At 69.5% G+C, this 23324-nt stretch carries 20 protein-coding genes and 1 tRNA gene; 5 read left to right on the top strand and 16 right to left on the bottom strand.

Going from position 1 to position 23324, the window contains the following annotated elements; all coding sequences use genetic code 11:
• The 3 genes from uvrB to polA all read right to left on the bottom strand — a co-directional run.
• Positions 1–2135, bottom strand: a 2135-nt coding sequence (uvrB, locus tag VGZ23_02710) for an excinuclease ABC subunit UvrB (GenBank protein HEV2356510.1), incomplete at its 3' end; no start/stop codon positions are given.
• Between the two features lie 107 nt (positions 2136–2242).
• A complete protein-coding gene (coaE, locus tag VGZ23_02705) occupies positions 2243–2890 on the bottom strand; it encodes a dephospho-CoA kinase (protein ID HEV2356509.1) in 648 nt (215 codons plus the stop codon).
• Positions 2887–5556 (bottom strand): DNA polymerase I, encoded by a 2670-nt coding sequence (gene polA / locus VGZ23_02700; protein HEV2356508.1) that lies wholly within the window; start codon positions 5554–5556, stop codon positions 2887–2889. Before polA ends, coaE begins: the two co-directional genes overlap by 4 nt.
• A gap of 88 nt (positions 5557–5644) precedes the next feature.
• Between polA and VGZ23_02695 the strand changes: the two genes are divergently transcribed.
• The 3 genes from VGZ23_02695 (at position 5645) to VGZ23_02685 (ending at position 7261) form a co-directional block, all read left to right on the top strand.
• Positions 5645–6421 (top strand): type III pantothenate kinase, encoded by a 777-nt coding sequence (locus VGZ23_02695; protein ID HEV2356507.1) that lies wholly within the window; start codon positions 5645–5647, stop codon positions 6419–6421.
• A 79-nt stretch (positions 6422–6500) separates the two neighbouring features.
• A tRNA-Leu gene (locus tag VGZ23_02690) sits at positions 6501–6587 on the top strand.
• 125 nt (positions 6588–6712) lie between these two features.
• A complete protein-coding gene (locus VGZ23_02685) occupies positions 6713–7261 on the top strand; it encodes a Uma2 family endonuclease (protein ID HEV2356506.1) in 549 nt (182 codons plus the stop codon).
• Here the strand turns inward: VGZ23_02685 and VGZ23_02680 are convergent.
• Positions 7233–7490, bottom strand: a complete 258-nt coding sequence (locus VGZ23_02680; protein HEV2356505.1) for a hypothetical protein — start codon at positions 7488–7490, stop codon at positions 7233–7235. The genes VGZ23_02685 and VGZ23_02680 overlap by 29 nt on opposite strands.
• A 378-nt stretch (positions 7491–7868) precedes the next feature.
• Here VGZ23_02680 and VGZ23_02675 point away from each other — a divergent pair, with 378 nt between their 5' ends.
• On the top strand, positions 7869–8330 hold the full coding sequence (locus tag VGZ23_02675; GenBank protein HEV2356504.1) for a universal stress protein: 462 nt from the start codon (positions 7869–7871) through the stop codon (positions 8328–8330).
• A gap of 9 nt (positions 8331–8339) precedes the next feature.
• On the opposite strand, the gene VGZ23_02670 is transcribed toward VGZ23_02675, so the two are convergent.
• The 10 genes from VGZ23_02670 to VGZ23_02625 all read right to left on the bottom strand — a co-directional run bounded on the left by VGZ23_02670 (position 8340) and on the right by VGZ23_02625 (position 21048).
• Positions 8340–8756, bottom strand: coding sequence for a PIN domain-containing protein (locus tag VGZ23_02670; protein HEV2356503.1), 417 nt, complete (start codon positions 8754–8756; stop codon positions 8340–8342).
• A 264-nt stretch (positions 8757–9020) separates the two neighbouring features.
• Positions 9021–9608, bottom strand: coding sequence for a hypothetical protein (locus VGZ23_02665; GenBank protein ID HEV2356502.1), 588 nt, complete (start codon positions 9606–9608; stop codon positions 9021–9023).
• 93 nt (positions 9609–9701) lie between these two features.
• The gene (locus VGZ23_02660; GenBank protein HEV2356501.1) at positions 9702–10790 is read right to left on the bottom strand and encodes an NAD(P)/FAD-dependent oxidoreductase; all 1089 of its coding nucleotides are present in this window, start codon (positions 10788–10790) and stop codon (positions 9702–9704) included.
• A gap of 10 nt (positions 10791–10800) precedes the next feature.
• Positions 10801–11526 carry a DUF881 domain-containing protein gene (locus VGZ23_02655; GenBank protein HEV2356500.1) on the bottom strand — a complete coding sequence of 242 codons (726 nt, stop codon included), beginning with the start codon at positions 11524–11526 and terminating at the stop codon, positions 10801–10803.
• Positions 11510–14980 carry a DNA polymerase III subunit alpha gene (locus VGZ23_02650; GenBank protein HEV2356499.1) on the bottom strand — a complete coding sequence of 1157 codons (3471 nt, stop codon included), beginning with the start codon at positions 14978–14980 and terminating at the stop codon, positions 11510–11512. Before VGZ23_02650 ends, VGZ23_02655 begins: the two co-directional genes overlap by 17 nt.
• 151 nt (positions 14981–15131) lie before the next feature.
• On the bottom strand, positions 15132–15674 hold the full coding sequence (locus tag VGZ23_02645; protein ID HEV2356498.1) for an aspartyl/asparaginyl beta-hydroxylase domain-containing protein: 543 nt from the start codon (positions 15672–15674) through the stop codon (positions 15132–15134).
• A 293-nt stretch (positions 15675–15967) separates the two neighbouring features.
• The gene (gene gatB, locus VGZ23_02640; protein HEV2356497.1) at positions 15968–17404 is read right to left on the bottom strand and encodes an Asp-tRNA(Asn)/Glu-tRNA(Gln) amidotransferase subunit GatB; all 1437 of its coding nucleotides are present in this window, start codon (positions 17402–17404) and stop codon (positions 15968–15970) included.
• Positions 17401–18939: an Asp-tRNA(Asn)/Glu-tRNA(Gln) amidotransferase subunit GatA gene (gatA, locus tag VGZ23_02635; GenBank protein HEV2356496.1), complete on the bottom strand. Its 1539-nt coding sequence runs from the start codon at positions 18937–18939 to the stop codon at positions 17401–17403. The genes gatB and gatA overlap by 4 nt, the downstream gene beginning before the upstream one ends.
• 1 nt (position 18940) lies before the next feature.
• A complete protein-coding gene (gene gatC, locus VGZ23_02630) occupies positions 18941–19231 on the bottom strand; it encodes an Asp-tRNA(Asn)/Glu-tRNA(Gln) amidotransferase subunit GatC (GenBank protein ID HEV2356495.1) in 291 nt (96 codons plus the stop codon).
• Between the two features lie 74 nt (positions 19232–19305).
• Positions 19306–21048 carry a glycosyltransferase family 39 protein gene (locus VGZ23_02625; GenBank protein ID HEV2356494.1) on the bottom strand — a complete coding sequence of 581 codons (1743 nt, stop codon included), beginning with the start codon at positions 21046–21048 and terminating at the stop codon, positions 19306–19308.
• 222 nt (positions 21049–21270) lie between these two features.
• Between VGZ23_02625 and VGZ23_02620 the strand changes: the two genes are divergently transcribed.
• Complete coding sequence (locus VGZ23_02620) at positions 21271–21570, top strand: hypothetical protein (GenBank protein HEV2356493.1); 300 nt, start codon at positions 21271–21273, stop codon at positions 21568–21570.
• A gap of 171 nt (positions 21571–21741) precedes the next feature.
• Here VGZ23_02620 and VGZ23_02615 read toward each other — a convergent pair whose 3' ends face one another.
• Positions 21742–22686 (bottom strand): ABC transporter permease, encoded by a 945-nt coding sequence (locus tag VGZ23_02615; protein HEV2356492.1) that lies wholly within the window; start codon positions 22684–22686, stop codon positions 21742–21744.
• Positions 22683–23324 (bottom strand): ABC transporter permease (locus VGZ23_02610; GenBank protein ID HEV2356491.1); only part of this gene is annotated, 642 nt, incomplete at its 5' end. The genes VGZ23_02615 and VGZ23_02610, both read right to left, overlap by 4 nt.

Raw genomic sequence — 23324 nt, 5'->3', positions numbered from 1 at the left:
CCGCGCCGGCGCCCGCCGCGGGCGCCGGCGGGCGCGAAAAACGGCTCGCCGAGCCCCCGGCGCAGTTCGTTGATCTGATCCCGGAGGGCCGCGGCCTTCTCGAACTGCAGCTCGCCGGCGGCGCGGCGCATCGCCCGCTCGAGCGTCTCGATCGTCTGCTCGAGCTCCGCCGGACTGAGCATCAGGAGCCGGGCGATGTCCCACGAGACGGGACTGCGGTGCTGCTCGGCGAGACCGATCAACTCGTCGGCGGTGAGGACGGCGCCCGTCCTCGGCGCGCCCGATCCGCCCGCGCCTCCGCCGGCGGCCTCCGCGCCGTACGCCGCCGGTTCCTCGGCGACGTCCAAGAGATCGATCATGTCGCGGATCGGCTTCACGATGGTCTGCGGGGTGATCCCGTGCTCCTCATTGTACCGCGTCTGAATCTCACGGCGCCGGTTGGTTTCGTCGATCGCGCGGCGCATCGAGTCCGTGGTCACATCCGCGTACAGCAGCACCCGCCCCGCGACGTTCCGGGCGGCGCGCCCCATCGTCTGAATCAGGCTGGTGTCCGACCGGAGATAGCCTTCCCGATCCGCGTCGAGAATGGCCACCAGCGAGACCTCCGGCAGGTCGAGCCCCTCGCGCAGCAGGTTGATGCCGACGAGGACGTCGTACGTGCCGAGGCGCAGGTCCTTCAGGATCTGCACGCGCTGGAGCGTCTCGACTTCGGCGTGCAGGTAATGCACCTTGACGCCCATCTCCTGCAGGTAGTCCGCGAGGTCTTCGGCCATGCGCTTCGTCAGCGTCGTGACGAGCGTCCGCTCGCCCCGCTCGACCTGCGCCTTGATCTCCGCGATCAGGTCGTCGACCTGGCCGCGCGCCGGCCGGATCTCGACGTAGGGGTCGACGAGCCCGGTCGGACGGACGATCTGCTCGGCGACCTGGCTCGAGACCTCGAGCTCATACGGGCCGGGCGTCGCGGACACGAACACGATCTGCGGCACCAGCGCGTCGAACTCCGCAAACGTCAGGGGCCGGTTGTCGTACGCCGACGGCAGCCGGAAGCCGAAATCCACCAAGTTCCGCTTGCGGGCCCGGTCGCCTTCGACCATCCCCTTGACCTGGGGGACCGTGACGTGCGACTCGTCGATGACGACGAGGAAGTCTTTGGGGAAGTAATCGAGCAGGCATCCCGGGCGCTCGCCGGCGGCGCGGCCCGCCAGGTGCCGCGAGTAGTTCTCGATGCCGGGGCAATAGCCCATCTCGCGCAGCATCTCGAGATCGTACTTCGTCCGGAACTCGAGGCGCTGGGCTTCGAGCAGCTTCCCCTGGTCTTTGAACCACTGCACGCGCTCGCGGAGTTCCGCCTCGATGCGGCCGAGCGCCTGATCCAGCTTGGTCGCAGTGGTGACCCAGTGCTTCGCCGGCCAGATCGCCACCGCGGGCTTCTCTTCCAGGAGCTCACCGGTCAGCGGGTCGACCTCGTGGATCCGCTCGACCTCGTCGCCGAACAGCTCGATGCGCACCGCGCGGTCTTCGTACGCCGGAAACACTTCCACCACGTCGCCGCGGACCCGGAAGCGGCCGCGCGCGAAGTCGATGTCGTTCCGCTCGTACTGCACGTCGACGAGCCGGCGGAGAATGTCGTCGCGCGACCGCCGCTCGCCGCGCCGCACAAACAGCATCACGTCCTCGTAGTCCTGCGGCGAGCCCAAGCCGTAGATACACGAGACAGACGCGACGATGATCACATCGCGGCGCTCCATCAGGGCCTTCGTCGAGGCGTGGCGCAGCCGGTCGATCTCGTCGTTGATGGCCGCGTCCTTGGCGATGTAGAGGTCGGTCTGCGGGACGTACGCCTCCGGCTGATAGTAGTCGTAGTACGAGACGAAGTACCGCACGGCGTTGTCCGGGAAGAACTGCCGGATCTCGCCGTAGAGCTGGGCGGCCAGTGTCTTGTTGTGGGCGAGGACGAGCGTGGGGCGCTGGATCTGCTCGATCACGCCACACATGGTGTAGGTCTTGCCGCTGCCCGTTACTCCGAGCAGGGTCTGGTAGCGGTCGCCGCGCCGGGTGCCCTCGATGAGTTGCGCGATCGCTTTGGGCTGGTCGCCGGCCGGGGGTTGATCTGTCACCATCTTGAACTGCGGCATTACACCATTATAACATCGGCCCCGAAACGGCGACCACCGGTTGGCTCCGGACTCTCCGGACTACCGAACACCCGCGGCGGCGGCGGACGGGACCGGACGCGGCGCCGTCAGCGTGCGGGGCCGGGGCGCTCCTCGGCGGGCGCCGTGAGCGTGTGCCAGAGGCGCTCCACCTCCGCGCGCGTCGCCTCCAGGGTACCGGAGTTGTCGATCACCCAATCGGCCCGCGGCAGCTTGCCCTCGAGCGGCATCTGGGCCGCCAGCCGCCGGCGGGCCTCCTCGTCTCCCAGACCGTCCCGCGCCATGAGCCGCCGGAGGCGCGTCGCGGGGTCGGCGTACACCACGACGATCCCATCGAGATCCAGGTCGCGCCCGTCCGTCGTGTCGAGCAGCAGGGGAATATCGAACACGATCACCGGGCTCTCCGGCGCCGCCGTGAGGCGCACGGCCTCCTCCGCCATCAGGCGCCGGATGTGCGGGTGGGTCAGGGTGTTGAGGCGGCGGCGGTCCGTCTCATCCGTAAAGACGCGCGCGGCCAGCGCCTTGCGGTCGAGCGTCCCGTCGGCGTTGACGACCGACGGCCCGAAGGCCTCGACGATCCCGTCGTACGCCGGCCCGCCCGGGCGGACGACGTCCCGGGCGATCGCGTCGGCGTCCACGATCGCGGCCCCGCACGCACGGAGCGCCGCGGTGACCGTGCTCTTGCCGCTGGCCACGCCGCCGGTCAGGCCGATCCGACGCGGCCGGCGTCCGGTCATGCCACGTCTGTCAGATCGAGCCAGTTGGGACCCACCCCGGCGTCCGCAGACAGCGGCACGCACAGGGGGAACGCCTCGGCCATCAGCCGCCGGATTTCCGGCGCCACATCGCGGACCAGGCCGGCCGGCACCTCAAACAGGAGTTCGTCGTGGATCTGCAACACCATCTCCACGTCCGGGAATCGGGGCAGGAACTCGCGGGCGATCTTCAACATCGCGAGCTTGATGATGTCGGCCGCCGTCCCCTGGATCGCCGCGTTGATGGCGACCCGTTCCGCGCGTTCGCGCGTCGGCCGGTGGCGGCTCAAGATGTCGGGCACCGTCAGGCGCCGGCCGAGCAGCGTGCTCACGTAGCCGTCCCGGCGCGCCCGTTCGACCGCCGTTCGCATGTAGTCCGCGACGCGGCCGTAGCGCGCGAAATAGGCGTCCATGAACGCCCTCGCCTCCTCCCGGCTGGTCCGGAGCCGGACGGCAAGGCCGTAGTCGGTGATCCCGTAGGCGATCCCGTAGTTGAACATCTTGGCCTGGCGGCGCATCTCGGCGGTGACGGCGTCGGAGGCGACGCCGAAGACTTCCGCGGACGTCGCCGTGTGGATGTCGCGGCCCGCCCGAAACGCCTCCAGCAATCCAGGATCCTCGGTAATGTGCGCGAGCACCCGCAGCTCGATTTGCGAGTAGTCGGCCGAGAGCAGCACGTTCCCCGGCCGGCCGGCCACAAAGGCCCGCCGTACCTCGCGCCCGTCCTCCTCGAAGATCGGGATGTTCTGTAAGTTGGGCTCGGTCGTGATGATCCGGCCGGTGCTCGACCCGGCCTGATTGAAGGTCGGGTGGAGGCGTCCGGTCGCCGCGTGCAGCGCCGCGGGCAGCGCGTCGACATAGGTGCCGAGAAGTTTGCTCAGCCGGCGGTGCTCCAGGATCTTGGCGACGACGTCGCTGAGGGGCGCCAGCTGCTCGAGCACCTCGGCGTCGGTCGAGTAGCCGGTCTTGGTCCGCTTCTGCGCGGGGAGTTGCAGCTTCTCGAAGAGAACGAACGCGAGCTGCTTCGGCGACCCGATGTTGAACTCGGTGCCGGCGAGCCGGTGGATGTCGCGTGTCAGCGCGTCGAGCCGCTCGCGGAACGACACCGACAGCGCCCGCAGCGCCGCGGCGTCGATCGCCACGCCGACGCGCTCCATCCGGGCGAGCACGGACGCGAGGGGCAGGTCGACGTCATGGTACAAGCGTTCGACGTCGCGCGTGCGAAGGCCCCGCTCCATCACGTCGCGGAGCCGTGCGATCGCGTCGGCTTCCTCCGCGGCGGCCTCCGCGGGCCCGACGCCGAGCGCCAGGCCCTCTCCCCGCCCCGCGTGCGGGGTGGCGGCCGGGGATTCCGCGCCGTCGTGCATGCGCCAGCGCAGAAAATCCCACGCCGCGCCACCGAGGGTGTGGGTGCGCTTCGCCGGATCGAGGAGATACGAGGCCAGGCCGACGTCGAAGACGAAGCCGCGCGGAGCCAGACCGGCGCCTTCGAGCAGCAGCAGGTCACGCTTGACGTCCTGGCTCAGTTTGGGGAGGTCCTCCCGCTCGAGCGCCCGGGCCAGCGGCGCCGGCACGCCCCCGTTCACCTCCGCGTACACCGCCTCGCCGGGCCGCGTCGCGACGGCGACGCCCAGCAACCGGGCCGCGAAGGGATGGCCTTCACCCGCGACCGGCGCGATCGCGAGCTGCGTCGCCGCCGCCAGCGCGGCGCCGAGTTCCGCCGCGGAGACGGTCCGGTACGCTCCCGGCGCCTGTTCTGCCGGTGCCGCCGTCGCGACGCCGAGCCGGTCGAGCAGCGTCTTGAACTCAAGATCGGTGAAGAGCGCCCGCACACGATCCAGATCCGGCGTCCGCCGCCGCAGCGCCGCCCAATCCAAGGACAGGTCGACGTCGGTCGCGATCGTCGCGATGTGCTTGCTCTGGACAATCTGCTCCCGGTGCTCCGCGAGCTTGGCGCGCAGGCGGGCATCGGCCAGGTCGTCGAGCCCGGCGAGGAGCGTCTCCACTGTCGTCCCGCCCGCGAGCAGCCGGGCCGCGGTCTTGTCGCCGACCCCCGGGACTCCCGGGATGTTGTCGGTCGCGTCGCCCTTGAGGCTCTTGAAATCCGGGACCTGGGCCGGCGTCACGCCGAGCTTCGCCGCCACGCCCGCCTCGTCGTAGACGACGGTCTCGCTGATCCCGCGGCTCGTCATCATCACCCGCGTGTGCGCTGAGACGAGCTGCAGCGCGTCCAGATCGCCGGTCACGATCAACACGTCGAATCCGCCGGCCTCGGCGCGCCGGACGAGCGTTCCGATGACGTCGTCGGCTTCGAACCCGGTCACTTCGAACACCGGCAGCTCGAGGGCCTCAACCACCTGCTTGGCGAGCGCGATCTGCGGCCGCAGGTCGTCCGGCATCGGCCGGCGCCGCGCCTTGTACTCCGCAAAGGCCTCGTGCCGGAACGTCGGCCCCGGCCTGTCGAACGCCACGGCGACGTACTCCGGGGCCTGCTCCTCGAGGACTTTCAGGAGCATCGTCGTGAACCCGTAGACGGCGTTCGTGGGACGGCCGTCGCGCGTCGTGAAATACGGCAGCGCGAAAAAGGCGCGGTACACGAGCCCGTTCGCGTCGACGAGGAGCAGCGTGCGGCGATCGGTGGGAGGCATCCGGCAAAATTATAGCACGCTCCGGCGGCGCGCCCGGGGGCCCGTCCGCGCCCCCGCCGCGGCGGCGGCGCGGTAGAATGGGAGAATAGTGGACGCGCCGCTCCTGCTCGCCCTCAACGCCAACAACACCCTGACGAAAATCGGGGTGTACCGGAACCGCGACCTGCTGCAGCACTGGCGCGCCGCGAGCGACACCCGCCGCACCGCCGATGAATATGCGATGCTGATCCAGGCGCTGTTCGAGTCGGCCGGCCTGGGGTTCGACGCGGTCGGCGGCGTCGCCATCTGTTCCGTCGTCCCGGCCCTGCTGGAGACGCTGGGATGGCTTGCCCGCGACTACTTCCACGTCGCGCCACTCGTCGCCGGGCCGGACACGCGAACCGGGATGCGGATTCTCTACGACAATCCTCTCGACGTCGGCGCCGACCGGATCTGCGCGGCCGTGGCGGCGTACGCCCGGTACGGCGGCCCGGTGATCGCCGTCGATCTCGGGACGGCGAGCACGTTCTCGGTCGTCTCTCGTGACGGCGACTTTCTTGGCGGCGCGATCGCGCCCGGGATCGGGATCTCCGTGGATGCCCTCGCGGAGCACGCCGCGCAGCTGCACCGGGTGCCGCTGCAGGCGCCGGGGGTGACGATCGGCCGGTCGACCACGACGGCGATGCAGGCCGGCATCGTCTTCGGCTTTGTGGGGCTTGTGAACGAGGTCGTGCGGCGGATCCGCGAGGAACTCGGAGGCCCGGCGACCACGGTCGCCACCGGCGGCTGGGCCGACTTGGTGGTCCCGCACTGCGGGTGTTTGGATCATCACGATCCCCTGCTGGTGCTGGAAGGCCTCAGGCTGATCTACGAGCGGAATCGATAACGGCCGGCCGCGGCCCGCCCTGGCGACCGCGGGGCAAGGATGGTACGATTACCGTTGCGTCCGCTGCCGGACGCGCTGTGCCGGAGTGTCGGAATCGGCAGACGAGGGCGACTCAAAATCGCCTGGGGTCACACCCGTGGGGGTTCGAGTCCCTCCTCCGGCACCAGGATATTTGGATGCAATCTTTCCTCCGGCACCAAGAGAACCAGAAGCCGTGAGAGTGACGTCCGCCTCGCGGCCTTGTTATACTTTCTCCGAGACTGTGGCGCCCCTCCGGGGAGTGAGCCTGTCATGGCGGACCAGAAGGTAATTCTGACCTACGCCGACTACCAGAACCTACCCGACAACGGCACGCGCAAAGAGGTCCTGGGAGGCGAGCTCTTTGTGGCACCGGCACCTACCCCCCGGCACCAACACGTTGTCGGTACCGTGTACGCCGCGCTGAAGACGCACATCGACGCCCGACGGCTGGGCGAGGTGCTGCCTTCGCCGATCGACGTCGTTCTGACCGCAACGGACATCATGCAGCCCGACATTGTGTTCGTCGCCGAGCGCCGCCGGAACATCATCGGCGACGCTGCCATCCACGGCGCGCCGGATCTGGTCGTCGAGGTTCTCTCCCCCGGCACCGCCGCCGTGGATCGCGGCCGGAAGAGGGAAGCCTACGCCCGCGCGGCCGTTGCCGAGTACTGGATCGTGGACCCCGAAGCCCGCGGCGTCGAAGTCTATCACCTGGAAGGAGACGCGTACCGCCTCACCGGGCGCGCCGAACGTGGCGCGTGGACGCCTGCTCTCTTCCCCGGTCTGGTGATTACCCTCGACGCGCTCTGGGGGGACTGAGACGTCCGGTCTCCCCGACCGGATTCTCCGGCTGCGCTTCGAGCGCGGTTCGCTCCATCTCGATGCGTTCTCCGGCCTCGACGCGCCGGACTACCTGATCTGGGATGACCGCGTGGCCGCTTGGCGCACCGCGGCGCTCAATCACGTCCGGCTCATCGAGGATGTGGCGGCCCGAGGGCTCGAGGTGCGTGACGACGCGCCGGACTTCTTCGAGTGCCCCACACTCCACCCCGCTCTCCCCCGCTTCGGCCGGATCAGGAGGCGGCGCTCACGGCCTGGGACCGCGCCGGGCAGTGCGGCGTCATCGTGAAGCCCACCGGCGTCCCGATGATCGTGGCAGTGCGGAAAGGCTTGGCGCTTCGAGCCGGACGGCTGCCGGCCGGGGTCCTGCCCTTCGGCAGCGGCATAGTGTTGAAGGATCTGATGGCGCGACTCGAGGCCTTCGGGCCAGCACCGCGCAGGGATCGCGGCCGCGGGCGGCCGCGGCCGGCGCGCGGCGCCCGAACCCGCCGGGCGCGGTGACGCCGTCCCAGGGCGGTCACGCCGGCCGGCAATTGTCTCGTGGAGTGCAGGGGCGCGTTCCGAAGAGATGGAACTGTGAGGACCGATGCCTATCCGAACGATTCTCGTGCCGACCGACTTCTCGGACTCAGCGGACGCCGCGCTGCGGTGGGCGCGCGAACTCGCCCAGGCGTTCGGCGCCAAGATCATCTTGTTGCACGTGATCGATCTGCCGTATCAATGGATGCCCGTCGCCGGACCCGCCGCCGTCCCCGCGCCGATTCCGGCCACGGTCGTCCGGGCCATCCGGGAGCAGGCCGGCGCGTCCCTCACCGCGCTCGCCGAGCGGACCCCGGAGGTGCGCCGCCAGATCCTCCGCGCGGGTCACGCACGTGATGTGATTCTTTCGACGGCGGACGACGTCAGCGCAGACGTCATCGTGATGGGCACGCACGGGCGTCGCGGAGTGTCCCACTTGTTCGTCGGCAGTGTCGCGGAGCACGTCGTCCGGTACTCGCGGATCCCCGTCTCAACCGTACGCGCGCCCCGCCGTGGAACGAGGCGCTGATCCCCCCGGCTAGGTGATACGTTCGTCGTCGGAGAAGACGCTGAACCCCTGATCGGTGAAATGTCCGTCAAAGGTCAGGGCGTCTTTGATGCCCAGTCGCCTCATCAGTTCAAAGCTGGTCCAGTCGACCAGACTGATGTCCCGCCGCTCGGATGCCAGCAGAGCCGTCACCGCGGCCGAATGAAGGTTTTCGTCGACCCAGACAACACCGAGAAGCGGCACGACGTCGCGGACAAGGGCGCCGACCGCTGCCATTCCGAGACGCCGTTGCATAATGACCGCCGTCTCGACGATCACGTAATTGTGGGACTTCAGTGTACGGCGCTTACGATGGAGGTATCCCCACGCCGAAGCGGCACGATCATGGAGGCGATCGTCAGCGTCGAGAAGAGCATAGAGACCCGACGTGTCAACGAAGACGTCCATGGGGATCGCCGTAGGCCTCGGCAGCATAGTCGTCGTGCCGTGCACTTACGTCGCTGCGGCCCGACCTGAAGCGACCCACCGTCGCCGCCGCTCTCTGCCACAGGATTTCTCGATCATCCTGACTGCGCGCTTGAAGCAGCAGATTGACTGCCTCTCTCACGAGCGTTGACATGGAAATTCCGCGCTCGGCGGAAAGCCGTCGCAAGTGACGGCTCTGCTCATCGGTTAATTGGATCTGGGTTCTGTGCATTGACCACCATGGTGTTAATCAATGACATTATGATGTAACAGACCTTGCTTGTCAATGCCCGTCTTGCGCATCTTGCGGTTGATGGCAGCAATTACTCGGAGGGCGCTTATGGCTACAAGGATGGCCAGCGTGACGACGTACAGCCATCGAACCGGCGGCAGCCAGGCGTTCGCGCCGATCGCGAGCGCGTGCCACAGCGCGGCGGCGTACGCCGCATAAGCGGACGCGTGAACCGCACTCCACCAGCGGCCGAGACGCGCACGCAGGTAGAACGACGTCGTCGCGGCCGCGGTGAGATACAACGCGAGCACGCCCACAAACAGCCCCCATCCGTCCGCCAGATCCGGTCCGGCGAAGACGAGGAGTTCCAGACGGGGACCCGGCGGGGCGAAGACGGTCTGCGCCGCGTGCAGCAGGGTGACCCCGAGACCGGCCAACGACAACGACTCGTGCGCGGGCGCACCGAGCCATCCCGGGCCGGCCCCGCGCAAGGCGCGGGGCCGGCCCGGGCGCCGCCACCGGTCGGACGACATCATCACACCGCTCGCCGTCGCGGCCCAGAGAAAGAGGTACGCGGCGATTCCCGACAGGGAAACCGGCATTACTGCTCGTCTAACCGAACCGGCGCGCGACTGCGCCGCCGTTGACGGGGGCCATCGGCCGTAAGCGAGGCGCCATGCCCGGCGCTCCGGGGGTCATGCGGGAAGCGCCGCCTCGGCACCAACGTCCGCGGCGAACATCGCAAGATAGCGCGCCATGAACGCGCGGAGCGGTCCGGGCCGCGACACCCCTGCCGCAAGCACCCCGAGCACCCGGGCCGGGAATGTCAGCGCCACGGCCGTCGACCACTCCAGTACCCGGTAGCGCCGGCGCTGCCGTTCCGCGTACGCGGCATACCCGGCCGCGGCCCCGGCCGGGGTCATCTCTTCCGCGAGCACGCCGCGGAGCAACCGGCCGCACACCCGGCCCGCCCAAACCGCCGAGCGAATGCCCTCCCCCGTAAGGGGCAGGCAGTGTCCGGCGGCATCGCCGACGAGGAAGACGCCGTCTACAACCGGCGGGCCGAGACGGGTCGGGAGAAAGCCGCCGTGACGAGGCCCGGACGGGAGCCCCAGGCGGCCGAGAAACGCCTCGAGTTGCGGGCCCAGGCCGCTGCGGGCCCGGTAGCTGAGGATGCCCGCCCGGACGACGCGGCCCGCAGGGAAGACCCAGGCGTACCCGCCGCGGACGATATCCGAAGAGAAGTAGAAGTGGAGGCCTGTTTCAAATGTCGCCGGGACCTCGACCTCGAGGCCGAAATAACGGCCGCCGGCCGGACCGCGGGTAACGGCAGCGGGGAGGCGGGAATCCGACCCCGGCGTCCGGCTGAGGGCGGCCCGCCAGCCGGTGGCGTCGACGAGGAGGCGCGCCCGAATCTCCCCGGCCGAGGTCAGCGCGACTGTGCCGTCGCGATGCCCGTAGACCGCCGCGCGAAGGAATGCCGCCCCCGAGGCTTCAAAGGCGGCCCGGCAGCACGTCCGGTAGTCGAAGGTGCAAAACGGCTCGGGCAGCGGCCAGCGGACGTCGCGTCCGGGCGTATGGATCACGAGATCGTGATGGACTTCTTGAATCGACGCACCGGCCTCGACCGCCCGCAGCACGCGCACCGGTGCGCCACACGCCGACGTCTGGCCCTCGCCCACCGGGTCGCCGTCGAGCAACAGCGCGCGGGGGCCGAGTTCCCGGGCGACGGCGAGTCCCGCGAACGACGCCCCCGCGATCACAACCGGCGTATCGCGGCGCACGATCGCCGGGTTAGGGGACCGCCGGGTGGGCGACCCGGAGCGTCGGAACGGCCTGGATGGCCGGGACCGTGACGGTGGCCTTGGGCGTGATCTTGATGGTCAGGCCGAGCGTCCGCAGACCTTCGATGATGCCGCCGCGGATCTGCAGCGCCCCGGCGAGGGTGGCCGGCTCGCCGATCGCGTCGATCGTATACGGGGGGGCGAGACGCTGCCGGTCGGCGAGGATCGTGCCGCCGACCTCGCTGAAGCCGGACGTGGCGGTGACCCGCACGCCGCTCACGGCAACCGCCTCGGCCCCTCCCGCCCAGAGTTCGTTGATGATGCTGACCAAATCGACGTACTGCACGACGGGGGGCGCGTGGCCGACGACCGGAGCCTGCGCGGCGCCGACCGCGACGGTGACGCCCGGGCCGGCGAGCGGCACCAGGCCGGCCGCCACCCGCAGGCTCTCCAGGTCGCGCATCATCGCCTCGGTCGTGCTCCGGCGCTCGGCCGTCGCCCGCTCGAAGACCGTGAGCCGCCGGGTCAGATCGTCGACCTGCGCCTCGAGGCTCTGCCGGGCGGTCCGTTCCTCCCGCAGCATCGTCGCAAGCGCGTAGACATTGCGGGTCGGCACCTCTTCCTGCGCGGACAGGCCGCGGCTGGCCCTCACCTGGACGATAACGAGGAACCCCAGCGCCATCAGCAGCACGGTCAGCACCGCCTGGCGGGCGACCGCGCTACTCTTCCCAGACATTCCCCTCGCCGAACAGCTGCTCGAGCGCCTGTTGGAGTTCCTCGACGTCATGCGCGCCGGTGCGGACGGGCACGACGTGTTCGCCCTCACCGCTCACGACGTGGGCGCACACCCGGCGCGGACCGGGGTGCTCGTGGAGGTATCGTTCGAGTTGTTCGATTTCCTCGATGGTGCTGACGCGCACCCGCACGGCCGCCCCGCTCCGGGCCGCGCCGACCGGCGCCCGCGCCGCGGCGGCGATCTGCCCGTTCGTGGGCGCGCCGGGTGCCGAGCCGTCGACCTCCTCCGGCGTGGGAGGAAGCCCGATCACTTCATCGCACAGCAGCTTGACCGACTGCTCCTCCACGTCGAGTTTCCCGCGCAGCAACACGACCGCGTCGCGTTTGAGCGACAACCCGTACTGCTCGTAGGCCCGGGGGAAGACGAGCACTTCGATGCTCCCCGTCAGGTCCTCCAGCGTCACAAACGCCATCGTCGAGCCGGAGCGGGTCATGCTCCGCTTCACCGTGCCGACGACGCCGCCGATCGTCACCTCGCGACGATCGGGCAGATCCGCGAGTTGGGCGATCGTGGCCGTCGTCCGGCGCGCCAGCGCCGGAGCCCAGCGCCGCAACGGGTGGTCGGAGATGTACAGCCCGAGCATCTCCCGCTCCATCGTCAGCAGCTCGTCCTTGGTGAACTCCTGGACCGCCGTGTCCGCGGCGAGCGGCTCCGGCGCCGCTCCGAAGTCGGCGAAGAGTCCGGTCTGCGCCTCGTTGCGGGCGCGCTGGCTCCGCTGCGCCCGTTCGACCACCGCATCGAGCGTCTGGAGCATCTGCGCCCGCGACCCGAGCCGGTCGAACGCCCCCGCCTTGATCAGGCTCGCGATCACGCGCTGGTTGACGAGGCGGGTGTCGACGCGCCCGCAGAAATCGGCCAGGCTCGCAAACGGCCCGCCGGCCTCGCGCGCGGCGATGACGACGTCGATTGCGCCGAGCCCGACGTTCCGGACGGCCGCCAGACCGAACCGGATCGCCTCACCGTCGGTGACGAACGAGGCGGCGCTTTCGTTGATGTCCGGCGGGAGCACCCGGAGGTTCATCCGCCCGCACTCGGCCACGGACTCGGCGACCTTGTCCATGTTGCCGGCCTCGCTCGAGAGCAGCGCCGTCATGTATTCCGCGGAGTAATGCGCCTTGAGGTACGCGGTGTAGTAGGCGATGAGCCCGTAACTCGCGGCGTGCGCGCGGTTGAATCCGTACCGCGCGAACGGCTCGAACTGTTCGAAGATCTGATCGACCGTCCGGGCGTCCACGCCGTTCTTCCGGGCCCCGGCGACGAACGTCTCACGCTGCGCGAGGAGCCGGTCCTTGATCTTCTTCCGGATCGCGTAGCACAGCACGTCGGCCTCGGCCAGGGTGTATCCGGCGATCGCCTGCGCGACGGTCATGATGTCCTCCTGGTAGACCATCACGCCGTACGTTTCCTTGAGCACCGGCTCGAGGCGGGGGTGCAGGTAGGTGACCTTCTCCTGGCCGTGCTTGCGCCGGATGTAGGCCGGGATGTTGGCCATCGGCCCCGGCCGGAACAGCGCCACCATGGCCATGACGTCTTCGATGCGGTCGGGCTTGAGCTCGCGGAGATAGCGGGTGATCCCCCGGCCCTCCAGCTGGAAGATGCCGATCGTCTCGCCGGATGCCAGCAGCGCGTAGGTCGCCCGGTCGTCGAGCGGCAACCGCTGCAGGTCGATGTCGACGCCCCGCGACTCCCGGATCAACCGGATCGCCGCGTCGAGGATCGTGAGGTTGGCCAGGCCCAGAAAATCGATCTTGAGCAGCCCGAGGCGGGCGACGCTGTTCATGTCGTACTGCGTCATCAACAGATCGCCCTTCGTCGCGCGCTGGAGCGGCACGTGCTCCGTCAGCGGATCGCGGGAGATGATGACCCCCGCGGCATGCGTGCTGGCGTGCCGGGCGACCCCTTCCAGTTTTTGCGCCATGTCCAGGAGGCGGCGGATCTGGGGGCTCCCGTCCGCCGCCGCGCGCAGTTCGGGCTCCGCCGCGAGCGCTTCCTGGAGCGTGACGTTGGCGCCGGGCACGAGCTTGGCGATGCGGTCGACGTCGCCGTAGGGCAGGCCCATCACCCGGCCGAGGTCACGGATCGCCGCCCGGGCCCCCAGGGTGCCGAACGTGATGATCTGCGCGACGCGGTCGGCGCCGTACTTGTCGACGACGTACTTGATGACCTCGTCCCGCCGGCTGTCCATGAAATCCACGTCGATGTCCGGCATCGTGTACCGCTCCAGGTTGAGGAAGCGGTCGAACGGCAGCCGGTACGCGATCGGGTCCACGTCGGTGACCCCGGAGGCATAGAGCACGAGGCTGCCGGCCGCGGAGCCGCGCACCGTGGTGTAGATGCCGCGCCGGCGGGCGAAGTTGACGAAGTCCTGCACGATGAGGAAGTACGCCGCGTACCCCGTCTTGGCGATGACCCCCAGTTCGTAGTCCAGGCGCTCCGCGAGCTGGGGGGTGACCTGTCCGTAGATCCGGCGCAGCCCGGCCTCGCACAGCCCCCGCAGGTACGAGTCCGCCGTCTCGCCGTCGGGCACGGGGAAGGGCGGCAGCCGGGTGGTGCTGGTGTCGATCTCGAGATCGCACGCCTCGGCGATGACGAGGGTGTTGCGGAGGGCCTCCGGGACCTCCCCGAACCGGGCGGCCATTTCGTCCGCGCCCTTCAGGTAGAACTCGGGGACGTCGCCCATGCGGGGCTTGTCCTTCTCGTTCAGGTCGATGCCCATCTGGATGCACATCAACGCATCCTGCGCGTCGGCCTCATCGCGCGTCACGTAGTGCACGTCGTTGGTGGCCACGAGCGGCAGGTCGAGCTCGCGGGCCAGCGCGAGGAGGCCGCGGGAGAGCGTCTGCTGGTCTGCGATACCGTGATTTTGGAGCTCCAGATAGAAATGGCCGGGCCCGAAGATGTCCCGGTACGCCGCGGCGAGCATGCGGGCGGCCGCCTGGTCATCGCGGAGAATCGCCCGCGGGATCTCGCCCTGCAGGCAGGCCGACAGACCGATCAGGCCGCCGCTGTGGCGGGCGAGCAGCTCGCGGTCGATCCGGGGCTTGTAGTAGAACCCGTCGAGGTGCGCGGCGGTGGTCAACTTCAGCAGATTGCGGTAGCCCTCGTCGTTCCGCGCCAGCAGCACGAGATGGAACGCGGCGGCGTCGAGCTTCGGATCGCGGTCGCCCATGCGGCGCGGCGCCACGTAGGTCTCGACGCCGATGATCGGCTTGATGCCGTGGGCCCGGGCGTGCTCGTAGAATTCGATCGCCCCGTACAACGCGCCGTGATCGGTGAGCGAGATCGCCGGCATGCCGAGGTCGGCCGCCCGCCGCATGAGGGGCTCGATCCGGCTCTCGCCGTCCAGGAGCGAGTACTCCGTATGCAGGTGGCAGTGCACGAACTCACCGGGCATGCGGAATCTCCTTGGGCGAAAGGGGCGTCGACTTCATTCTACCAGAGGCGCAGCACCCCGCCAATCGAACGGCGGCGCGCGCGGCCTCGCCGACGCCGCATCGCCGATGCGCCGGGGCGCCGGCGACGCTGCGGTGGACCGGGGGACGGCGCTACGACTTGAACAACCGCGAGAAAAGGCCTTTCTTGGGCTTGGGAGAATTCACGACCAGCTCCGGGGCCTTGAAATCCATGATCAGCACCACGCGCGATTTGTCGCTCTTGTTCCAGGCCTCGTGCTCCACGGTGTCATCGAACACCATGCACTTGCCTTCCTCCCAGGTCCTCGTCTCATCACCGACGCGAATGCCGCAGTTGTCGGGAACGATCAGGCCGAGGTGACACCGCAGCACCCCCTCCGGGAACCCCGTGTGCGGGAGGATATGCGTGTTGGGCTTCATATGGGAGAAGGCCGCGGTCACCAAGCTGGGGATCTGCTCCACCAGTCGCGCCGTTTCCGGACACACGTCGCAGTTCTTATCCAGCCTCACTCCCCAGCCATAGAGGCCGAATACGCTCCAGCCCTTCTCGTAGAGATGTTTCTCAGGCCAGTCCTGGAACTGCCCGTCCTGAAGACGCTGCAGCTCGTTGAAAATCACCTTCCAGTTCTGTTCCAACGTCGTCGTGAATGGGAACCGGTCATTCGGAAAAAACATGAGCGTCTACCTCTTGACCAGAACCGAGATGATATGGCCGAGCGCTTTCATTTTCGGGCCGAACCCGCGTATCTGGCTGAGGTTGGCCAGCGCAAACTTCAGCCAGTCCATGACCTGCCCCGGGGGTGGAGCCCCCGGGCGTGTCTGCGGGGTGCCGCGGTTGGGGGGGCCGGACGGCGATACGTTTGGCATGCCTGTGCGGCATGATAGCATAACGCCGTCTGCGATGTCACCCCATTGCGAATCTAACGAACCCGATGGGCCGGGTGGAGCGATCCGAACGCGTTCCACGCTCAGGGCGCGTTCAAGCGCGCCCGGAGCAGCCGGTTGACCACTTCGGGATTCGCCCGCCCGCGGCTCCGCTTCATCACCTGGCCGACGAGAAAGGCGACCGCCCTGTCCTTCCCCGCGCGCACGTCCCGGACCGGGCCGGGATGCTCGGCGATCACGCCGTCCACCATTTCGGCGAGCGCCCCCTCATCGCTGATTTGCACGAGCCCCCGTTCCGCGACGATCTCCCCGGCGGTCCGGCCGGTTCGCAGCATCTCGTCGAGGACGTCCTTGGCGAGACGCCCGCTCAGCGTTCCCCGATCGAGCAGTTGGAGCAGCTCGGCGAACGCCTGGGGCGTGAGCGGCACGTCCTCGAGCTCCCGCCCCGCGGCGTTGAGGTAGGCCGCGACGTCCCCGACGAGCCAGTTGGCCACGGCCTTCGGCTGGGGGCACCGCCGCACGGTCTCTTCGAAGAACTCCGCCATGGCCCGCGTCGCCACCAGCAGCCGCGCGTCGTGCTCGGGCAGCGCGAAGGTCTCGGCGTAGCGCCGGCGCCGCGCCTCCGGCAGCTCGGGCAGCGCGGCGCGCACCCGCGCGATCCACGCCTCGTCGATCAGCAGCGGGACGAGGTCCGGCTCGGGGAAATACCGGTAGTCCTGCGCCTCCTCTTTCTCGCGGGAGGAAAAGGTCACCCCGCGGTGTTCGTCCCAGTGCCGGGTTTCCTGGAGGACCGGCTCGCCGCGCGCAAGCAGCTCGAGCTGGCGGGCCTCCTCGAACCGGAGGGCCCGCTCCACCGAGCGCAGCGAATTCATGTTCTTCACCTCGGTGCGCGTGCCGTGCGGCCCCCCCGGAGCGCGCAGCGAGAGGTTGGCGTCGCAGCGCAGCGTGCCTTCTTCCATCCGGCCGGTGGTGACGCCCGCGTACTGGAGGGCCGCGCGCAGCTGGGCGAGAAACATCCGCGCTTCTTCCGGCGAGCGCAGGTCCGGCTCGCTCACCACTTCCATGAGCGGAGTGCCGGCGCGGTTGTAGTCGACCAGGCTGCGGCCCTCGGCGTGGAGCAGCTTGCCGGTGTCTTCCTCGAGGTGCACGCGGCGGATGCGGACGGGCCGGGACGCCCCGTCCGCCTCGAGCGTCAGCCGGCCGTCGGTCGCCAGCGGCGGGTGCCCCGCGTACTGGTACTGCGAGATCTGGTAGTTCTTGGGCAGGTCGGGATAGTAGTAGTTCTTGCGGTGAAACCGGCTCTCCGGTTGAACCCGGCAGTCGAGGACGACCGCCGTCCGCAGGCCGAGGTCGACCGCCCGGCGGTTGAGGACCGGGAGCGAGCCCGGCAGCCCGAGACACACCGGGCACGTCCGCGTGTTGGGGGGGGCGCCGAACTCGACCGCGCAGCCGCAGAACATCTTGCTCGCGGTCTCGAGCTGCACGTGCACTTCGAGGCCGATGACGGTCTCGTGGGTCATGCCCCGGCGCGCTCCCCGAAGCGCGCGGCCCCGGTTTCGCGGGGGGGCACTGCCGCCGCGAGCGGCGGCCGCGCCAGGTGATGCGGGGTGGCCTGCTCGTAGGCGAACGCGGCGTTGAGCACCGTCCCTTCGTCGAACGCGCGGCCGATCAGCTGCAGCCCGACCGGCAGCCCGTCCGCGAACCCGCACGGCACCGAGATCCCCGGGACGCCGGCGAGATTGACCGGAATCGTGTAGACGTCGGACAGGTACATCTGCACCGGATCTTCGACCTTCTCGCCGAGCCGGAACGCCGGGGTCGGCGTGACCGGCCCCAGCAGCAGATCGAACCGCTCGAGCGCCGAGGCGAACTCCCGGCGGACCACCGCGCGGACGCGCTGGGCGCGCAGGTAGTACGCGTCGTAGTACCCGGCGGAGAGGGCGAACGTGCCGAGCATGATCCGCCGCTTGACCTCCGCCCCGAAGCCCTCCCGGCGGGTGCGCGCGTAGAGCGTGTAGAGGTCGTCCGCCTTCGCGGTGCGGTGACCGTACTGGACACCCGCGTAGCGCGCGAGGTTGCTGCTCGCTTCCGCAGGCGCGATGATGTAGTACGCCGGCAGCGCGTACGCGGCGTGCGGCAGCGAGACCTCGTCGCATACCGCCCCCAGGCCGGCCAGCACGCCGGCCGCGGCCCGGACCGATTCGGCGACCGCCGGCGCGAGCCCCTCACCGAAGAACTCCCTGACCACCCCGATCCGCAGACCGCGCACCTCGCCGGTCAGCGTCGCCGCGTAGGCCGGCACCGGCGCCGGCGCCGATGTCGAATCCTCCGGATCCTGCCCCGCGATCACGCCGAGCAGCAGCGCCGCGTCGCGCACGTCCCGGGCGAACGGGCCGATTTGGTCGAGCGACGACGCGAAGGCGATCAGGCCGTAGCGCGAGACGCGGCCGTACGTCGGCTTGAGCGCCACGACTCCGCAGAACGCGCCGGGCTCACGAATGCTGCCGCCGGTATCGCTGCCCAACGCGAGAGTGGCCGCGCCCGCCGCCACCGCCGCCGCGGAGCCGCCGCTCGAACCGCCGGGCACCCGCGTGGGATCCCACGGATTGCGGGTCGGCCCGAATCCGGAGTTCTCCGTGCTGCTGCCCATGGCGAATTCATCGCAGTTTGTCTTGCCGAGCAGGACGGCACCGGCGTCGCGCAGCCGCGTGGTCACCGTGGCGTCATAGGGCGGGCGGAACCCTTCCAGAATCCGCGAGCCCGCCGTGGTCGGCCAGCCTCGCGTGCAAATGTTGTCCTTGAGCGCGAGCGGAATACCGGCGAGGGGCGGCGCGCCGGCCCGCCCGGCGCGCCCGTCCCAGCGCGCGGCATCGCGCAACACCGCGTCGCGGTCGACGTAGAGATAGGCGTGCAGCGTCGGGTCCACCGCGGTGATCCGGTCGAGGACCGCGCGCGCCGCCTCGGACGGTGACGCCTGGCCGCCCGCGTAGTAACGCCGTAGCTCCCACGCGGTGCAGTCGGCGAGCGACGTCGGGGCCGGCGAGGACGGCGCCACCCTACTCTCCCTCGATGACGGGCGGGACGACGACGTACCCGTCCTCGGACACCGGCGCATTCGCGAGGACCTCGTCACGCGGCAGGGACGGCCTGACCGTATCGTCGCGCAGGACGTTCGCGACCTCCGGTGCGTGCGCGGCCGGCGCCTCGTCGGGCAGCTCGAGCGCCAGCAGGCTCTGGAAATGTTCAAGGATGCCGCCGAGCTGCGCGCGGAACCGCTCCCGCTCCTCCTCGCTCAACTCGAGCCGGCTCAGGCGTGCCACCTGGGCCACCGTGCGGTCATCGATCATGGCAGGGCCGTCTCCTCACGCGCTGGGCTGGCGCCATCGTAGCACGGCCGCCGCCATCCGCTCAAGCGACGAATTCACGGGGTGAGCCGCACCGCCGGGGCGCCGGCCGGAATGACGTCGGCCAGCGGGGCGGCCCACGGGCAGGGCGCGCGGGGCCTGATCACGACCACCGTGGGATCGATGACGGGAAAGGAGTTCGGCACAAACGCGGCCTCCTCCGCGACCGTCGGGAGATACGGCGGACGGGAGACCAGCGCGATCGTCGGGCACGCGTTGACCGGATTCCATTCGCTCACGACCGCGTAGTCGATGCGCGACTTGGCGTACCACGCCAGGGGCGTCTGGCGATCCGTCCATTGCATGCGAAACGGAAGGCCGTCGAGGGAGGGAAGAAACCACGCCAGTTCGAGCTCGAATGCGACCCCGGCTCCCCGCGGCACGTGGCCGAGCAGCCACCGCACCGCCTGCGTGCGCGTGTCCTCGTGCCGGTTCAACCACCAGGCCAGGGCCGCGGACTCCCGGACCGGACCGATCAGGAGCACAACGATCCCGGCGGCGGCCACCGCCGCGCGCCACGAGGCGTGCCAGACCGGCCCCGCGGCCGGCAGCGGACGTACGCTCGTGACCGCCTGCCAGATCCACACGCCGCCCGCCGCGGCACAAATCGCGGCGATGGGCAGCACGGGCGCGAGGTTCCGCGTGTAGTAGACGTTCGCGCGGCCGAGAAAGAGCAGCAGCAACACCGGAAACGCAACGAGATACGCCTGCACGCGCGGCCGCTCCCGGAACCCGACCGCCAGGCCGGCGACCGCCGCGATTCCGGGCGCCAGACCGAACCCGGCGTGCGGGACGACGTACCAATCCCCGCCCTGGGTCGGCCACAGGAGGTACGCCAGGAAGAAACTCAGATGGTGGAGGTACACGCGGGGACGCGGCAGCGCGAGCACGCCGTAGGTGCCCACCTGGGCGTTGAAGCCCGCCCACACGAGGTCCGGCCGGATGAGCAGGTACGGCGTCCCGAGAAGACCGCCGGCGATGATGCCCGCGATCATGAGCCCGAGCGGACCGTCGACGAACGCGGTGCGCCGCCCGTTGCAGGCGTGCGCGATGAGAAGCGCGGGTACGACCCACACCGCCGTCTGCTTCGTCGAGATTGCGAGGCCGGCCAGCAGGCCCGCGACGAGGTAGTCCCGGCGCCTTCCCCGCCGCAGCACGCCGAGTCCCGCGAGCAGGGCGGCCGTCGAAAAGAACGCCACCGGCACGTCCACCCGCACGGTGTCGGCGTAGTACACGGCGCCCGGGGCCACCGCGAGCAGGGCCGCGGCCAGCACGCCGACCGGGCGGCCGAACGCCGCCCGCCCGAGGCGATAGGTCAGGTAGACGGTGGCCGCGCCCAGCAGCGCTGTGGCGGCGCGCGCCCACACATAGAACGACGGCAGGTTGATGTACCATCCGTAGCCGGGAATGAGCGGGTGCGTCAGGACGACATCGTCAAACGACTTTATCACGCCGGCGGCGTGCAGGTAGAGAAAATGCGCGTAGACCACCGGGAGCAGCAAATAGTAGTAGAGGCTTCCGTAGATGAAGATGCCCGGGTTCAGCGTGTGGTAGAGGACCATCTTGATGACCGGCGGGAGCTGGAACCACTCATCCCATTCGTGCAGGTACGGGAGACCCCGGCCCACGCCGAGGAGGCGAAGCACCAGGGCGCCCGCCATGATGAGGCCGATCAGGATGTGTTCGCGGGCGCGCCCCAGCCGCTCTACACGCAACACGTCGTGGTCGGTCCGCGGGGTCGTCATGGCATCGGCGGCCATCACCCGGTAATCTCACACGGGGGAAGCGGCCATCCCTTCCCGTTCTTTCTGTTCGTTGCGTAGGCGCCCGGGGGCCCGGTCACAGAGACGGCGCCTGCCCCGTCCCTGCCGGAGCGCGCCTTAGGCTGGACCGGGGCGCTCCTCGGGTTTGTCCTGGTCTATGCGGCCCTGACGAAGCATGGACCGGTTCCGCTGTGGTTTTGGGCGTGCTGCGCGGTCCTCGTGCCCGCTCTCGGCGTCGCGGCGCTTCGAGCGGCACCGCGCGAAGCACGCCGAAGGATCCGGCTGGGCATCTACGGCAATGCCGTGGCGCTCTGTGCGCTGTTCCCGCTCGCGGCCCTCCCGCAACCGCTGAGGACGCGGGCCTCGCTGGTTGTCACCGTGCTCATCCTGGCGATGGTCGTCCTGACAGCGGTGGGGGCGGTCCGTATTCGTGGGGCACAGGGAGATCATCGCGCTCGCAGTCTTTCCGACGGCCATCGTGGTGAGATGGCGAAGCGCGCGGGATCGGCCGCGACGTGAGGAGGGAGACCGTGATGCGGTCTCCCTCCGGAAGCCTGCCGCTCCGAGACGCGTGCCTCCGCCCTACTGCTTGAAAATCGGATAGAAATACTGTCCCGGTGCCTCCACGGCAGGCGGGCCGCGATCATTCCGCCGTCAGAACGCCCCCGGGTGCGATGGCGCCGCCGGAGCCTACCGGCTCCCCTGGAGCCGCGGGTCGAAGACATCGCGAAACGCGTCCCCGAGCAGGTTCCACCCGAGCACAAACAGGAAAATCGCCAGACCCGGCACGATCAGCGTGTACCAATACGTGAACGGGTCGCCCGCCGTCCCCGCGATCCAGTTATGCGACAGGCTGACCAGCTGGCCCCAGTCGGCGTACCCGGGCGGCGCGCCGAGGCCGAGGAAGGAGAGCGCCGCGAACGTGATCACGATGCCGCCCATGTTGAGCGACGCGAGAATCAACAAGGGGTAGACGGTATTGGGAATCACGTGGCGCGCGATCGTGTGCAGATCGCGGCTGCCCAGCGCCCGCGCCGCCTGCACGTACTCCATGTCGCGCACGCGGAGAAACTCGCCGCGCAGCAGACGCGTGTACGTCGGCCACTCCACCACGGCGATCGCGATCACGGCGTTCCGCACGCTCTGGCCGAGCACCGCGACGATGACGACCGTCAGAATGAGACCCGGAAAGGCCAGGAAGATGTCGGTCACCCGCATCACCGCCTCGTCGACGGGGCCACCGTAGAAGCCGCTGAGACTGCCGAGGGTGAGCGCGATGGCGACGGCGGTGGCGACGACGCTCAGCGCGACGATAAAGGCCGTCCGCGCCCCCCACACGACGCCGTAAAACAGATCGAACTGCTCCTCGGTCGTGCCGAAGGGGTGGCCCGGGCTGGGCGGCCGCGGATCGCTGGCGTACCCCGAGTGCGGGATCATGTACGGATTCCGCTCGGTGGGATGCGCCAGGAACGGCGCGAGGAGTGCGACGACCACGAAGAACGCGACGATCACCGCGCCCAGCACCGACAGCGGGTTGCTCCGGAAGCGCCGGAGGGTCCGATGCCAGCCGGTTTCGCCGACCTTCGGCCGCAGCGCCGCCGGCAGGCTGGCCGGACGGGCGTGGGCGATGCTCACTGCAGGCGGATGCGCGGATCCACGAGGGCGTACATGACGTCCGCGCAGAGGTTGCCGATCACGAGGAGGCCGGCAAAGATCAGGGCAAACCCGGTCACAGCGGGGATGTCCAGCTGCTGGCTCGCGGAGACGCCCCACTGCCCGATGCCGGGGTAGTTAAACACGGTCTCGGTGATGACGACGCCGCTGAGGAGGCCGACGAACAGCAGGCTGCCCAGAGTGATCACGGGTATCAACGCGTTCCGCCGGGCGTGCTTGTCCACCACGACGCGCTCCGCCAGACCCTTGGCCCGGGCGGTCCGGACGTAGTCGGTCCGGAGCGTCTCCAGCATTGAGGACCGGGTGATGCGCACGAGGACCGCGGTGAGGTAGTACGTGAGCGTCGCAACCGGCAGAATCAGGTGCCGGACCGTGTCCCACAACAGCCACAGCTGGCCGTTCAGCAGCGCGTCGACCGTCATGAGACCCGTGTAGGGATGGAACGTGCCGCCGCGGACGTAGAGGTCCGCGTTGAGCGAGAGCCGCCCCGGCGGCAGCCAGCCGAAGTGCCCGTAGAAGATCATCAACAATAAGAGACCCCACACGAACGTCGGCAGGGACGCCCCGCTGATCGAGGTAAACCGGCTCACCTGGTCGAG

The sequence above is a fragment of the bacterium genome (genome assembly GCA_035945995.1).
Classification (GTDB): Bacteria; Sysuimicrobiota; Sysuimicrobiia; order Sysuimicrobiales; family Segetimicrobiaceae; genus DASSJF01.
This window is presented reverse-complemented; position numbering and strand designations above follow the sequence as displayed.

Coding starts and splice junctions, on each gene's coding strand:
- coaE (HEV2356509.1), bottom strand. CDS start 2,890: ATGACCGGACGCCGGCCGCGTCGGATCGGCCTGACCGGCGGCGTGGCC.
- polA (HEV2356508.1), bottom strand. CDS start 5,556: ATGCCTCCCACCGATCGCCGCACGCTGCTCCTCGTCGACGCGAACGGG.
- VGZ23_02685 (HEV2356506.1), top strand. CDS start 6,713: ATGGCGGACCAGAAGGTAATTCTGACCTACGCCGACTACCAGAACCTA.
- VGZ23_02675 (HEV2356504.1), top strand. CDS start 7,869: ATGCCTATCCGAACGATTCTCGTGCCGACCGACTTCTCGGACTCAGCG.
- VGZ23_02670 (HEV2356503.1), bottom strand. CDS start 8,756: ATGGACGTCTTCGTTGACACGTCGGGTCTCTATGCTCTTCTCGACGCT.
- VGZ23_02665 (HEV2356502.1), bottom strand. CDS start 9,608: ATGCCGGTTTCCCTGTCGGGAATCGCCGCGTACCTCTTTCTCTGGGCC.
- VGZ23_02655 (HEV2356500.1), bottom strand. CDS start 11,526: ATGTCTGGGAAGAGTAGCGCGGTCGCCCGCCAGGCGGTGCTGACCGTG.
- VGZ23_02650 (HEV2356499.1), bottom strand. CDS start 14,980: ATGCCCGGTGAGTTCGTGCACTGCCACCTGCATACGGAGTACTCGCTC.
- VGZ23_02645 (HEV2356498.1), bottom strand. CDS start 15,674: ATGTTTTTTCCGAATGACCGGTTCCCATTCACGACGACGTTGGAACAG.
- gatB (HEV2356497.1), bottom strand. CDS start 17,404: ATGACCCACGAGACCGTCATCGGCCTCGAAGTGCACGTGCAGCTCGAG.
- gatC (HEV2356495.1), bottom strand. CDS start 19,231: ATGATCGATGACCGCACGGTGGCCCAGGTGGCACGCCTGAGCCGGCTC.
- VGZ23_02625 (HEV2356494.1), bottom strand. CDS start 21,048: ATGGCCGCCGATGCCATGACGACCCCGCGGACCGACCACGACGTGTTG.